A 13,510-nucleotide genomic window follows, 5' to 3' on the forward strand; every position below is an offset into this window, starting at 1 on the left:
TCCTCATATCAAGGAGGGCGTCATGCCTGAGGCATACATCTACGATCACGTTCGTACCCCGCGCGGCCGCGGCAAGGCCGACGGCGCGCTGCACGAGGTCACCGCGCTGGCGCTCGCCACGGTGCCGCTGAAGTCGCTCAAGGAGCGCAACAATCTTCCCGCGGATTCCGTCGACGACGTCGTGCTTGGCGTGGTCGACCCGGTCGGCGAGGCCGGATCCGACATCGCCCGCTTCGCGGCGCTGAACGCCGGCCTCGGCGAGAAGGTGCCAGGCGTGCAGATCAGCCGCTTCTGCGCCTCCGGCCTCGATGCCGTGAACTTTGCCGCAGCCCAGATCATGAGCGGCCAGCATGAGCTCGTGATCGGCGGCGGCGCGGAATCGATGAGCCGCGTCGGCATCGGCGCCTCCGGCGGCGCCTGGCCGATGGATCCCTCGATGGCGGTGCCGGCCTATTTCATGCCGCAGGGCATCTCGGCCGACCTGATCGCGACCAAATACGGTTTCTCGCGCGACGACGTCGACGCCTACGCAGTGCAGAGCCAGCAGCGCGCGGCCAAGGCCTGGGACGAGGGCCGCTTCGGCAAGTCGGTGGTGCCGGTCAAGGACGTCAACGGCCTGACCATTCTCGCCAAGGACGAGCACATGCGCCCGACCACGACGATGCAGTCGCTGGCGCAGCTGCAGCCGTCATTTGCGGCGATGGCGGCGATGGCCGGGTTCGACGCGGTGGCGATCCAGTCGCATCCCGAGGTCGAGAAGGTCAATTACGTGCATCACGCCGGCAATTCCTCCGGCATCGTCGACGGCGCCGGCGCCGTACTGCTCGGCAGCAAGGAGGCGGGCGCCAAGTATGGCCTGAAGCCGCGGGCGAAAATCCGCGCCTTCGCCAATATCGGCTCGGAGCCCGCGATGATGCTGACCGGCCCGGTCGACGTCACCGAAAAGCTGTTCGAACGCTCCGGCATGAAGAAGTCGGACATCGACCTGTTCGAGCTCAACGAGGCCTTCGCCTCGGTGGTGCTGCGCTACATCCAGGCGTTCGACATCGACAACGCCAAGATCAACGTCAATGGCGGCGCGATCGCGCTCGGCCATCCGTTAGGGGCGACCGGCGCGATGATCCTCGGCACCGTGCTCGACGAGCTCGAGCGCACCAACAAGGAAACCGCGCTGGTGACGCTGTGCATCGGCGGCGGCATGGGCACCGCCACCATCATCGAGCGCGTCTGAGGCGAGGGAGCGAGCAACATGGCTTACAAGAATTTCAAGTTCGAAGTCGACGCCGACGGCATTGCGCTCGTCACCTGGGACATCCCTGATCGTTCGATGAACGTGTTCGACGAGCTCTCGACCCAGGAGATCGACGAGATCATCAAGCAGACGACCGGCGATGCCGCGATCAAGGGCGTCGTGATCACCTCGGCCAAGGAGGCGTTCTGCGCCGGCGCCGACCTTTCGATGCTCGAGGGCATGAACCGCAGCTACGCGCAGCTTCTGAAGGAGAAGGGCGAGGAAGCCGCGAACCAGATGCTGTTCGAGCAGAGCCGCCGGATGTCGCAGTCGTTCCGCGCGATCGAGACCTCGGGCAAGCCGTGGGTCGCCGCGATCAACGGCCTTGCGCTCGGCGGCGGCTTCGAGATCACGCTGGCCTGCCACTACCGCGTCGCGGCTGAGAACCCCAAGACCCGGCTCGGCCTGCCCGAGATCAAGGTCGGCCTGTTCCCCGGCGCCGGCGGCACCCAGCGCGTGCCGCGTCTCGTGCAGCCGGCGGACGCGATGCAATTGCTGCTCAAGGGTGAGGCGGTCAATCTCACCCGCGCCAAGGCGCTCAACTTGATTCACGCCGTGGTGCCCGCGGCCGATCTGATCAAGGCCGCCAAGGACTGGATCAAGGGCGGCGGCAAGGCGGTCGCGCCGTGGGACGAGAAGGGCTTCAAACTGCCCGGCGGCCCGGTCTTCTCCAAGATGGGCATGCAGATGTTCCCGGCCGGCAACGCGATCTACCGCCGCGAGACCTACGACAACTATCCGGCCGCTCGCGCCATCATGAGCTGCGTCTATGAAGGCCTGCAGCTGCCGATCGACGCTGCGCTGCGGGTCGAGTCGCGCTACTTCACCAAGGTGCTGCGCTCGAAGGAAGCGGCGGCGATGATCCGCTCGCTGTTCCTGTCGATGCAGGAACTGAACAAGGGCGCCCGCCGCCCGGCGGGCGTGCCGCCGACCAAGGTGAAGAAGCTCGCCGTGATCGGCGCCGGCTTCATGGGCGCCAGCGTCGGCTATGTCTCGGCGCAGGCCGGCATCGACGTCGTGCTGGTCGATCGCGACCAGGAGAGCGCCGACAAGGGCAAGGGCCACGCCAAGACCGTGGTCGACGGCCTGATCGCCAAGGGGCGGATGAAGCAGGACGCGGCCGACGCCATCCTGGCGCGGATCTCGGCAACGGCCGACTACAACGTGATCGCAGACTGCGACCTCGTCATCGAGGCCGTGTTCGAAGACCGCAAGGTCAAGGCTGACACCTATGCCAAGGCGCAGCCGCTGCTCAAGGAGGGCGCGATCTTCGCCTCCAACACCTCGACCTTGCCGATCAATTCGCTGGCCGAGGAGTTCAAGGACCAGGGCAAGTTCATCGGCATCCACTTCTTCTCGCCGGTCGAGAAGATGATGCTGGTCGAGATCATCCTCGGCAAGAACACCGGCGACGTCGCGCTGGCGACCGCACTCGACTATGTGCGCGCCATCGGCAAGACGCCCATCGTGGTGAACGACTCCCGTGGCTTCTTCGCCAACCGTTGCGTGATGCGCTACATCTCCGAGGGCAACGAGATGCTGCTCGAAGGCGTGCCGCCGGCGATGATCGAGAACACCGCCAAGATGGCCGGCATGCCGGTCGGGCCGCTGTCGCTGCAGGACGAGGTTGCGCTTGATCTCGGCCTGAAGATCACCAAGGCGACCGAGGCCGATCTCGGCCCCAACGCGATCGACCAGGCGCAGAAGAAGCTGATGGTCGAGATGGTCGAGAAGCAGGGCCGCTTCGGCCGCAAGAACGGCAAGGGCTTCTACGACTATCCCGAGAAGGGCAAGGGCCAGAAGAACCTGTGGCCGGGGCTCGCCAATCTGCAGCCGAAGCAGCTCGATCCCGACACGCTCAGCGTCGAGGAATTGAAGCAGCGCTTCCTGGTGGTGCAGGCGGTGGAGGCCGCGCGCACCGTCGAGGATCACGTCATCACCGACGTGCGCGAGGCCGATGTCGGCTCGATCCTCGGCTTCGGCTTCGCGCCGTTCACCGGCGGTGCGCTGTCCTACATCGACTTCATGGGCACCAAGAACTTCGTAGCGCTCTGCCACAGCTTCGAGAAGAAGTACGGCTCGCGCTTCACGCCGCCGAAGCTGCTCGAGGAGATGGCCGCCAAGGGCGAAACCTTCTACGGCCGCTTCCCGCCGAAGAAACAGGCGGCGTAAACTTCCGGGGCAAACTCGCGCAGGATCAAGCCGGTCATCGATCCGACTTGATCCTGTTGTGCGACGGTCATGCCGGTCAAAGTCCCGCCACGCTTGTTCCCCACTGGCACCACGCTGCTGGCATCACTCTTGCTGGTCGATCGCCGGGGCGACGATCAGCGTGAGGGTGTCGTGCGATGAGTTCTGCGCTCAGGGAAAATGCCGCGGAGGTCGTGGCGAAGGATCCGTTGCCTTCGTTGCCGCCGTCGCGGTGGTGGAAGCCGCTGCGTTTGCGGGGCAAGGGCCCGTCATGGACCGGCCTCGCGCTACTCGTTCTGGCCGCGGATATTGTGCTCGCCGCGGCGGTCTGGCAGGCCGTCAATTTCTTCAGCCATTGAGCCGTCGGTCCCCGGCGAGAGCAAGGCGCCGGCGAGATAGGCGAACTGGTTGAAGGCGAGGCAGGCGACGACGATCGGAGCGCCGGTGGCAAAGGAAAAGCCGTCGGATTGGAGCACGATCGCCGCGAGCACCGCGACCAGCGGCGACTCCAGCATCAATGTCCAAACCCGAAAGTACAAACTGGTTGCCAGCCCAACCAGGGTGCTGGTCAATAAAAGGGTAAAGGCGATCGTCACATTTTTAGACCAGTTGGAGCGGAGGGCGCGCCGCAGGTCATAGTCGGTCAGTTGGATCGCTCGAACAAGGACGGCCACGCCCTCAGCCGGAACTACACCGACTTAGTATTAATCGGTATAATGCAGGTTAAATTGGGACGTTCCGCCGCCGGTGTCGAGAAAAGGGATCGGCGAATCCACAACAAAGAAGAGCCGGATCGGCCGACCCGGCTCTTTCGCGGTCGTGGTGAGCGAGCTCAGGCCGCCTTGAGCAGGCCTTCCTTCTTCAGCGCCTCCTGCACCTTCGGGCGCGCCGCGACGCGGGCCTTGTAGGCGGTCACGTGCGGCAGGCCGGAGAGATCGAAGCCGAGCCGGTCCTGCGCCCACATGATCATGGTGAAGAGGTAGCCGTCGGCGACCGTGAACTGGTTGCCCATCAGATAGTCGCGTCCGGCGAGCTGGCTCTCGACATATTTGAACTTGCCCATGGCGCGGTCCTTGAAGAAGGCCTTGGCGTCGTCGGCGAGCACGGGCGAGAACATCGGGCCGAGATTCTTGTGCAGCTCGGTCGTGGTGTAGTTCAGCCATTCGAGCAGCTTGTAGCGCTCGTTGGAGTCCCTCGCCGGCGCCAGCTTCTTGTCGGCGGCCTTGTCGGCGATCATCTGGATGATGATCGGCCCTTCGGTGACCATCTCGCCGGTATCCAGCGCCAGCGCCGGCACCTGGCCCTTAGGGTTCACCTGGAGGAAATCGTCGCCGTTTTCGAGCTTCTTGGCGCGCAGATCGACCTTGACCAGGTCGTACGGGAGCCCGGCCTCGAGCAGGGCGATATGGGGGGAGAGGGAGCAGGCACCGGGGGTGTAATAAAGCTTCATGGGGGTATTCCTTCCCTTGTTCTTGGCGTCCGGAGAGGGATTGCCTACATGCGCCTGCATGAAATAGTCAAGATTGATGCAGATGCATTCAGTGCGGTACAGTCGGTGCCGGACCCCTATGAGCTAGATCATGAAACGCAAGCTATCGAGCGAAGCGACGGCCGCCTGGATCCGCCTGATGCGGGTGCCGAGCCGGGTGCTGGACTGCGTCGAGCAGGATTTGAAGAAGGCCGGTTTTCCGCCGCTCGCCTGGTATGACGCCTTGCTCGAGCTGTCCCGCGCGCCGTCGGGCGAACTGCGCCCGGTCGAGCTCGAGCGCCAGATGCTGATCCCGCAATATTCGACCTCGCGGCTGATCGACAAGCTGGTCGACGAGGGGCTCGCCGCCCGGCGCGAATGCAAGATCGACAAGCGCGGCCAGTTCGTCGAGATCACCGAGGCCGGACGCGAGCTGCAGAAGCGGATGTGGAATGCCTATTCGGCCGCGATCGACAAGCATGTCGGCTCCAAATTGTCCGACGCCGACGCGACCAGGCTGTGCGGTCTGCTCGACCGGCTCGGCTGCGCCTGCGGCGACGCCAAAGGCGACGTCAAGAACGAGACCAAGGCTGATAGCAAGGCTGCGCCTGCGCGAGACGGCGTGCCTGCCCGATGATATTGCTGATTCCATCATCCGCAGCCGTTGTGGCTCGCGGATGTCCCTGCCACCGCGCGCCTTCGATCGAAGCGCCCTTGAGTTGGATTATCTATGGCGCGTGACCAGATCGATATGACGCCGCTGCAGTCGCGCGACGAGCTCGTGGCGTGGCTTGAAGCCGGCGTGAAGCCTGAGTCCGAATTCCGGATCGGCACCGAGCACGAGAAGACTCCGTTCACGCTCGAGGGCCATCAGCCCGTGCCCTATGAGGGCGCCAAGGGCATCGGCGCGCTGCTCGAGGGCATGAAGCTCTTGCTCGGCTGGGAGCCGATCATGGAGCGCGGCAACATCATCGGCCTCTATGACGTCACCGGCGGCGGCGCGATTTCGCTCGAGCCGGGCGGGCAGTTCGAACTGTCGGGCGCGCCGGTCGAAACCGTGCATCAGACGCAGTCGGAATTGATGGCGCATCTGGCGCAGGTGCGGGAGATCGCAACCCCGCTCGGCATCGGCTTCCTCGGCCTCGGCATGACGCCGTCCTGGTCGCGCGCGCAGATCCCCGTGATGCCCAAGGGGCGTTACAAGATCATGCGAAACTACATGCCTAAGGTCGGCAAATACGGCCTCGACATGATGTTCCGGACCTGCACGGTGCAGACCAATCTCGACTTCTCCTCCGAAGCCGACATGGTGAAGAAGCTGCGCGTGTCGCTGGCGTTGCAGCCGATCGCGACCGCCTTGTTCGCCAACTCGCCGTTCACCGAAGGCAAGCCCAACGGCTTCCTGTCGTTCCGTTCCGAGATCTGGCGCGACACCGACAATGCGCGCAGCGGCATGGTGCCGTTCGCGTTCGAGGACGGCATGGGATTCGAGCGCTATGTCGATTACGCGCTCGACGTTCCGATGTATTTCGTCAAGCGCGGCGAGGAATATATCGACGTCTCGGGCTCCTCGTTCCGGGATTTCTTCGCCGGCAAGAATGCCGCCCTCCCGGGCGAGCGTCCGACCTTGTCGGACTGGGCCAATCACCTCTCGACGATCTTCCCCGAGGTGCGGCTGAAGCGCTACCTCGAAATGCGCGGCGCCGACGGCGTGCCGTGGGGCCGGCTGCCGGCGCTGCCGGCGTTCTGGGTCGGGCTGCTCTACGACAATGACAACCTCGATGCCGCCTGGGACATCGTCCGCCACTGGACCGCGCCGGAGCGGCAGGCGCTGCGTGACGACGTGCCGCGTTTCGGCTTCAAGTCGCGGATCAAGGACCGCTATTTGTTCGAGATCGCCAAGGAGTGCCTGATCCTGTCGCATGCCGGATTGCGGCGGCGCGGACGGATCGATCATCTCGGACGCGACGAGAGCCGTTTCCTCGAGCCGCTCGAGCGCATCATCGAGACCGGCCGCTCGCCGGCGGAGGAGATGCTGGAGAAGTTCAACGGCCCCTGGAAGGGCTCGGTGGAACCGGCCTATCAGGAGTACGCGTTCTAATCCCCGCTTGGTCCCAATCCGAGCCCGAAACGCGCGTGAACGGCGGTGGTGTCGCACCCGCCGTTCATCCGCCGTACAGGTTCATGGCGTTCAAATGACGCCCCGCTAAACGCGCGGGACTGCGCGAATTTGAAAGCAATCTCATGGGGATAGGCCGCCACTTTAGGGCGTGTGTGGTGATGTTTGCGGTCCTTGCGGCCGCTGTCGTCGCGCGCCCGGCATTGGCGCAGACCAATTTCGACCGTCCCGGCGGCGACTATCTGAACGCGCCGGTGACGACGGGCGATCCGGCCGATTGCGCGCTGACCTGCGAGCGCGACCGCCGCTGCCGCGCCTGGAGCTTCAACTATCCGACCGACGCCAACAACGGCGCGGTGTGCTGGCTGAAGAGCACCGTGCCGCCACGGGTGCAGAACGTCTGCTGCGTCTCCGGGGTGCGCGGCGCAGGCGTGGTCGAACCGCGCAACGGCGCCATCGAAACCTCGATCGACCGCCTCGGCGGCGACTACAAGAATTTCGAGTTGAAGGGCAGCGACGGCGGCGACGAGGCCTGCCAGGCCGCCTGCACCGCTGACAACAAGTGCCGCGCCTGGACCTACGCCCGCCCCGGCTATGCCGGCCGTGACGCGCATTGCTTCCTGAAAAAAGAGATCAAGCCGCCGCGCCGCAAGGCGGGGTTCACGTCGGGCGTGGTGCGGTGACTCCGTAGCCCGGATGGAGTGAAGCGCAATCCGGGGCCGCGCTCACCGCGGATGGACCAGTCCCGGATTTCGCTGCGCTTCATCCGGGCTACGAAGCGACGACAGGCTACTCCGCCGCCAGCACCGTGAGCTCCGGCCACAGCGCCTTCCACCGCTCAGCCTTCGTCGCATAGTTCGCCGGCGAAAAATTGGGGGTCCGGTTCGGCCGCACGATCATGCCGGCGACATCATCGAAGCCGTTCGGCGCATAGACGTCGTAGCCGCGCGTGGTGCGGCGGATGCCGATCTGCGTGTTTTCGGTGAGGAAGCGGTCGATGCCGTCGGTCGAACGCGACAGCGCCGGGTAGGGCAGGCCGTGCTTTTCGGGATACCAGAGATGGACGCGGGCCTGGTTGCGTACCTCGATCGCGACACCCAGATGTCCAAGCCGTGCCTTGAGCTCGCGGATCACCGCGTCCTCGGCCTCCCATGAGGTATCCGGATCGAAATAGAAGATGTCGTGGTCGCTGATGCCGTAATCGAGCGGCCGGCGGTCAGCACGTTCCACACGGTCTGCACCAGGCAGCCGGCGACCAGCCATGCATCGGGCAGCGCAAAGCGGTACAGCTCGTCAGCGACGGCTTGATTGGCCGGGTTGCGCAGCGCGGCCGTGAGGAATTCGTCCTGCGTCACGACGAGGCGGTCGCGTCGGTGTCCCGGACCGCCTTCCTCGATGCCAGCGTGCGCCAGCGCCGGCGCAGCAAGGGCTCGACGGCGGCGCGCTTGGCCTTCGACAGGCGGATCAGGACCGTCGGGTAGTCGCGGTAGTGATCGGTGAAGTAGAACACCTTGGGCTGATGCTCGACTAGCATGTCGCGCTCATCCGGCGGTACGCCCGGCATCACCAGACTGTCGCCGTCCTCCTTGAGCCGCACCAGCATCTTGTTGCGCACCTTCAGCGCCGGCGTGCCGTAGGAAGAACCGTCCTCGACCTCCGGCCACGCCAGCGCGATGTGTCTGATGTCGTCGAAGGTCACGACTGACCTCTCGCGGGGAATGTAGCCCGGATGAGCGCAGCGATATCCGGGACGGCCTCGACACATGCCCCGGATGTCGCTGCGCTCATCCGGGCTACGCGCTATGCGTCTACTGGACCGAGGTGAAGAAGCGCGCGAGGCGGAAGCCTGAGAGCCAGGTCCAGACCGGCTGGCTGCGGATGCCGAGGTCCCAGGAGCCGACCACGGCGTCGGCGCGGCCGATCAGATTGTCGATCGGCAACAGGCCGACGCCGCCGTCGCGCACAGGCACGCGGCTGTCGGCGGAATTGTCCCGGTTGTCGCCGAGCACGAACAGTTTGCCGGGCGGCACCGTCACCTCTTGGGTGTTGTCGAGCCGGCCGTTGTCGCGGATCTTGAAGATCGCGTGGTTGACGCCGTTCGGCAGCGTCTCGATATAGCGATACGCCTCCTCGCCGCCGCCGCGATCGTCTTCGGCGAAGCCGGTGCCGTCGGGCTTCAGCGTCGCCGCATGATCGTTGATGAAGAGCTGACCCTGCCGCATCTGGATGCGGTCGCCGGGCAGCCCGACCACGCGCTTGACCCAGGCCTGCGAGCGGTCGCCCGGCCAGCGGAACACCACGACGTCGCCGCGCTTCGGCGTCTCGCCGAACACGCGGCCGGTTTCCGGCAGCGTGATCTGGATCGGCAGCGAAGCCGCGCCGTAGCCATACGGATATTTCGAGGCGACCAGCGCGTCGCCGATCAGCAGCGTCGGCTCCATCGATCCCGACGGCACGTAGAACGGCTCGGCGATCGCGCCCTTGGCGAGGAACACGACGGCCACGATCGCGGCCAGTTGCACGGCCTGTCCGCGCCAGCTGGTCGGCTTGGCCGTCACGACTTCGTTTCCGCTGCTCACTAGCCCGTTCCTCCGACCGTAATCCGTTCCATCCTGAGCGTCGGCTGGCCGACGCCGACCGGCACGCCCTGGCCGTTCTTGCCGCAGGTGCCGATTCCCGTATCCAGCGCAAGATCGTTGCCGATCATGGTGATCCTGTGGAGATCGGTCGGTCCGTTGCCGATCAGCATCGCGCCCTTCACCGGCGCGCCGAGCTTGCCGTTCTCGATCTTGTAGGCCTCGGTGCACTGGAACACGTATTTGCCCGAAGTGATGTCGACCTGGCCGCCGCCGAAATTGGCGGCGTACATGCCGTTCTTCACCGAGGCGATGATCTCGGCCGGGTCGCGGTCGCCCGACAGCATGTAGGTGTTGGTCATGCGCGGCATCGGCACATGGGCATAGCTCTGCCGACGGCCGTTGCCGGTCGGCTTCATGCCCATCAGCCGGGCGTTCTGGCGGTCCTGCATGTAGCCGACCAGAATGCCGTCCTCGATCAGCACGGTGCGGTTGGTCGGCGTGCCCTCGTCGTCGATCGAGAGCGAGCCGCGGCGCGAGGCCATGGTGCCGTCGTCGACCACGGTGACGCCCTTGGCCGCGACCTGCTGGCCCATCAGGCCGGCAAAGGCGGAGGTCTGCTTGCGGTTGAAATCGCCCTCGAGCCCATGGCCGACGGCCTCATGCAGCATCACGCCGGGCCAACCGGCGCCGAGCACCACGTCCATCTCGCCGGCGGGCGCCGGCACCGATTCGAGATTGACCAGCGCCTCGCGCAGCGCGCCGTCGGCGGCGTCGCGCCAGGCCTTGGTCTCGATGAAGCGCGCATAGCCCTCGCGGCCGCCATAGCCCTTGCTGCCGCTTTCCTGCCGGTCGCCCTGGCCGGCGACCACGGAGATGTTGACGCGCACCAGCGGGCGGATGTCGCGATAGCTCTCGCCGTCGGGCCGCAGGATCTCGACCACCTGCCAGGTCGCGGTGAGGCTGGCGGAAACCTGCCGCACGCGCGGGTCCTTGTCCCTGACATAGGCGTCGATCTCGCCGAGCAGTTTTACTTTTGCCTCGAACGCGGGGCCATCCAGCGGGTTCTCGTCGCCATAGAGCTTGATGTTGGTGTGGGCCGGCGCCGCGGCGAAAGTGCCGGCATAGCCGCCGCGCACGGCCGCGACCGCATCGGCGGCGCGGATCAGCGCCGGGATCGAGACGTCGGAGGAATGTGCATAGCCGACCGCGTCGTCCTTGACCGCGCGCAGGCCGAAGCCCTGCGAGGTGTCATAGGTTGCCTGCTTCAGCCGGCCATTGTCAAACACCAGCGCCTCGGTCTGCCCGAACTCCAGGAACAGTTCGCCGTCGTCGGCGCCTTCAAGTCCGCGCGCCACCTCGCGGCGGACGGCATCGCGGTCCAGATTGGCGCGGTCGAGCAGGGAGGTGGTGGCGGGATTGGTCATGGTCACTCCGACGCAATGCGATTGCTTGGCGATTCCTGGTCATCCTTGCCTGAAGCGCAACTGATTGCCAGTGGGGAACCCGCAGCAGGGATTTCGGGGGATTGAAGCAGAGACGAGGGGAAAACTCATCTTACAACCCGGAAACCTGTACCGGTCCCGGTTCAGGCCCGGACGGCGATCATCGAAGATAGTGGTTGGGGTGGCAAACCGGGAGTGCCTGCGACCATGCGGTCGATCACAGTGCCCCGTCGGTGTCCTCACCTTGTCGTCATCACCTTGAGCGCCGATCCGCCTTCCGCGGCCGGCCTTCGCGCTCGGCTATATCGCCCGATTGCGGCTTCGGCTGCGCGGTGCCCTGCGCCGAGGTCGGAAAGCCATGCTCCTGCGCCCAGCGGTACAGTTCGTCGAACACCGGCTTGAGCGCCTTGGCCGACGGCGTCATCTCGTACTCAACCCGTGGCGGCACCTCGGGATAGACCGTGCGCTTGACGAGGCCGTTGGCTTCGAGATCGCGCAGCTGCGTGGTCAGCATGTGCTGGGTCACGCCGGGGATCGACTGGCGCAGCTCGCCGAACCGCCGCTTGCGCTCGACCAATTGCCACAGGATGTCGCCCTTCCATTTCCCGGCCAGCACCGACAGCGCGCGATGAAATTGCGCCGACAGGTCGCCGTTGCACGGCTCGGACGCCGCCGGAGGCTCGGCAGGCTCAATGGTCAGTTTTTTCATACTACCTCACAAAAAGCATCCTACTTGTTCTTTTCATCTTACTCCCGAATTTAGACCACCGAAAGCCGCGGGCCAGCCGCCGATCGGTCGGGTGGCCGCGCGGTCCGGCCTTACGAACAACTCGGGAGTCATCAATGTCAGTTGCAGTTGCCGCGGCGCCGTCGCGCTGGAAGTCCGTCAGCCTCTGGGTCGTCAGGGGGCTGCTCGCTTTGGCCTTTGCCGCCGCTGGCGCCGCCAAGCTCTACGGCGTGCCAATGCTGGTCGAGGAATTCGAGCATATCGGGCTCGGCCAGTGGTTCCGCTATTTCACCGGATCGCTGGAGCTGCTCGGCGCCATCCTGATCCTGCTGCCCCCGGTCGCAGCGTTCGGCGGCGTGCTGCTCAGCTGCATCATGGTCGGTGCCACCATCAGCCATCTGTTCGTGATCGGCGGTTCGCCGGTGCCCGCCCTCGTGCTGCTGACATTGAGCGCGATCGTCGCCTACGCCAAGCGCAGCCAGTTCGCCCTGCTTTCGAGCGCGCCGTGAGGTGAGCGCGATGCGCGTCTCTCGCTGCAAGCTGGCAGTCGTGACCGGTATGGTGCTGGCCTTCGCGGTGCCGTTCGCCGCGACAATGCTGCTCACCGGTTCGGTCGCGGCGGTCTCGAAACCCGAGCCCAAGAAACCTGAGTCCAGCAAGCCGGAGCCGCGCATGCACCGTCTGGTGCTGCCGATCAACAGCGACGACCCGACCACGATGCGGGCGCTGATCTCGACCGCGCTCAACCTCCCGAAATATTATCGGGAGCGCAACGAGCCGTTCGAGATCGAGGTCGTCGCCTACAATGCCGGCGTCCACATGCTGCGGGCCGATACCTCGCCGGTGAAGGACCTGCTCCGGGTGGTGCGGGGGCTCACGCCCGACATCCGCTTCGTGGTCTGCGAAGCCACCAAGCTCGGCATGGAGCGCGCCGAGGGACATCCGCTCGTCCTGCTCGACAATGTCGACCTGGTGCCGAACGGGCCCGGGCGCATCATCGAATTGCAGGAAGCCGGCTGGTCCTACATCCGGTCCTGAGCGATATGGCCATCAAGCCAAGCGGAGAACTTGTCATGACGTCAGCTCACGCACCGACGCGCCGCGCCGTCGTCGCCGGCATGATCGGCGTCGGCGCCTCGCTCACAATGCCCGCCGGAGTGCGCGCAGCGTCGGGACCGCCGCACTTCGGCTCCATCCGGCACCAGTTCACGCAGGTCGAAGGCGCCCGCCCGGTGCCGCCGGTCGCGATTCCGGCGCTTGCCGGCGGCGCGCTCGATCTCACCGCGCTTAAAGGCAAGCTGGTGCTGGTCAACTTCTGGGCCACCTGGTGCGCGGCGTGCCGGACCGAGTTGCCGATGCTTGATCGCCTTGCGGCCAGCGGCCGCAGCGATCTCGTGGTCGTCGCTGTTAGCACCGATCGCAATCGCGCGCTGGTCGCGCCCTACGTCAAGCAGCTCAAGCTGCGCCACCTTGCGATCGGCTTCGATCCGGGCGGTCTCGTCTCGCGCGTCGACGCCGCCGAGGTCGACACGCCGTTCGCGCTCTACGGCATGCCGATCTCATTTTTGATCGGCGTCACCGGCCAGGTCGAAGGTTACATGACGGGAGAGGCGGACTGGCTGTCCGCGGAGGCGGGCGGGTTGTTCGACTACTATGCGGGCGTCCGCTGAGATGGCGTAGCCCGGATGAAGCGA

Annotated in this window: 14 protein-coding genes and 1 pseudogene; 8 read left to right on the forward strand and 7 right to left on the reverse strand. The window is 65.6% G+C overall.

Going from position 1 to position 13,510, the window contains the following annotated elements:
- Positions 1-22 precede the first annotated feature (22 nt).
- Positions 23-1,231 (forward strand): acetyl-CoA C-acetyltransferase, encoded by a 1,209-nt coding sequence (locus JEY66_RS03700; protein ID WP_018269065.1) that lies wholly within the window; start codon positions 23-25, stop codon positions 1,229-1,231.
- Between the two features lie 18 nt (positions 1,232-1,249).
- Positions 1,250-3,463 (forward strand): 3-hydroxyacyl-CoA dehydrogenase NAD-binding domain-containing protein, encoded by a 2,214-nt coding sequence (locus JEY66_RS03705; RefSeq protein WP_016847106.1) that lies wholly within the window; start codon positions 1,250-1,252, stop codon positions 3,461-3,463.
- A gap of 305 nt (positions 3,464-3,768) precedes the next feature.
- Here JEY66_RS03705 and JEY66_RS03710 read toward each other — a convergent pair whose 3' ends face one another.
- Together JEY66_RS03710 and gstA are read right to left on the reverse strand one after the other, a co-directional pair.
- Complete coding sequence (locus tag JEY66_RS03710; protein WP_240536793.1) at positions 3,769-4,155, reverse strand: hypothetical protein; 387 nt, start codon at positions 4,153-4,155, stop codon at positions 3,769-3,771.
- A 158-nt stretch (positions 4,156-4,313) separates the two neighbouring features.
- Complete coding sequence (gene gstA / locus JEY66_RS03715) at positions 4,314-4,931, reverse strand: glutathione transferase GstA (RefSeq protein ID WP_016847104.1); 618 nt, start codon at positions 4,929-4,931, stop codon at positions 4,314-4,316.
- A 130-nt stretch (positions 4,932-5,061) separates the two neighbouring features.
- On the opposite strand from gstA, the gene JEY66_RS03720 reads away from it, so the two are divergent.
- The 3 genes from JEY66_RS03720 to JEY66_RS03730 all read left to right on the forward strand — a co-directional run bounded on the left by JEY66_RS03720 (position 5,062) and on the right by JEY66_RS03730 (position 7,751).
- Positions 5,062-5,586 (forward strand): MarR family winged helix-turn-helix transcriptional regulator, encoded by a 525-nt coding sequence (locus JEY66_RS03720; RefSeq protein WP_016847103.1) that lies wholly within the window; start codon positions 5,062-5,064, stop codon positions 5,584-5,586.
- Positions 5,587-5,679: 93 nt separating this feature from the next.
- The gene (locus JEY66_RS03725; protein WP_016847102.1) at positions 5,680-7,050 is read left to right on the forward strand and encodes a glutamate--cysteine ligase; all 1,371 of its coding nucleotides are present in this window, start codon (positions 5,680-5,682) and stop codon (positions 7,048-7,050) included.
- A gap of 143 nt (positions 7,051-7,193) precedes the next feature.
- Positions 7,194-7,751 carry a PAN domain-containing protein gene (locus JEY66_RS03730; RefSeq protein WP_026191937.1) on the forward strand — a complete coding sequence of 186 codons (558 nt, stop codon included), beginning with the start codon at positions 7,194-7,196 and terminating at the stop codon, positions 7,749-7,751.
- Between the two features lie 106 nt (positions 7,752-7,857).
- Here JEY66_RS03730 and JEY66_RS03735 read toward each other — a convergent pair.
- From JEY66_RS03735 to JEY66_RS03755, 5 genes and pseudogenes are all read right to left on the reverse strand, one after another.
- A pseudogene (locus tag JEY66_RS03735) lies at positions 7,858-8,423 on the reverse strand (nucleotidyltransferase family protein).
- Positions 8,420-8,767: an MmcQ/YjbR family DNA-binding protein gene (locus JEY66_RS03740; RefSeq protein WP_016847100.1), complete on the reverse strand. Its 348-nt coding sequence runs from the start codon at positions 8,765-8,767 to the stop codon at positions 8,420-8,422. The pseudogene JEY66_RS03735 and the gene JEY66_RS03740 overlap by 4 nt, the downstream one beginning before the upstream one ends.
- Before the next feature lie 109 nt (positions 8,768-8,876).
- Positions 8,877-9,647, reverse strand: coding sequence for a signal peptidase I (gene lepB / locus JEY66_RS03745; protein ID WP_016847099.1), 771 nt, complete (start codon positions 9,645-9,647; stop codon positions 8,877-8,879).
- Positions 9,647-11,071, reverse strand: coding sequence for a metalloprotease TldD (gene tldD, locus JEY66_RS03750; protein WP_016847098.1), 1,425 nt, complete (start codon positions 11,069-11,071; stop codon positions 9,647-9,649). The genes lepB and tldD overlap by 1 nt, the downstream gene beginning before the upstream one ends.
- A gap of 271 nt (positions 11,072-11,342) precedes the next feature.
- The gene (locus JEY66_RS03755; protein WP_018269064.1) at positions 11,343-11,798 is read right to left on the reverse strand and encodes a winged helix-turn-helix transcriptional regulator; all 456 of its coding nucleotides are present in this window, start codon (positions 11,796-11,798) and stop codon (positions 11,343-11,345) included.
- Positions 11,799-11,932: 134 nt separating this feature from the next.
- Here JEY66_RS03755 and JEY66_RS03760 point away from each other — a divergent pair, with 134 nt between their 5' ends.
- Genes JEY66_RS03760 through JEY66_RS03770 form a run of 3 tightly spaced genes read left to right on the forward strand, consistent with a single transcriptional unit; the run spans position 11,933 to position 13,486 of the window.
- On the forward strand, positions 11,933-12,325 hold the full coding sequence (locus JEY66_RS03760) for a DoxX family protein (protein ID WP_016847096.1): 393 nt from the start codon (positions 11,933-11,935) through the stop codon (positions 12,323-12,325).
- A gap of 10 nt (positions 12,326-12,335) precedes the next feature.
- Positions 12,336-12,854, forward strand: a complete 519-nt coding sequence (locus JEY66_RS03765; protein WP_016847095.1) for a DsrE family protein — start codon at positions 12,336-12,338, stop codon at positions 12,852-12,854.
- A 35-nt stretch (positions 12,855-12,889) separates the two neighbouring features.
- Complete coding sequence (locus JEY66_RS03770) at positions 12,890-13,486, forward strand: TlpA family protein disulfide reductase (protein ID WP_240536795.1); 597 nt, start codon at positions 12,890-12,892, stop codon at positions 13,484-13,486.
- Positions 13,487-13,510: the final 24 nt, after the last annotated feature.

Source organism: Bradyrhizobium elkanii USDA 76 (genome assembly GCF_023278185.1).
Taxonomy (GTDB): domain Bacteria; phylum Pseudomonadota; class Alphaproteobacteria; order Rhizobiales; family Xanthobacteraceae; genus Bradyrhizobium; species Bradyrhizobium elkanii.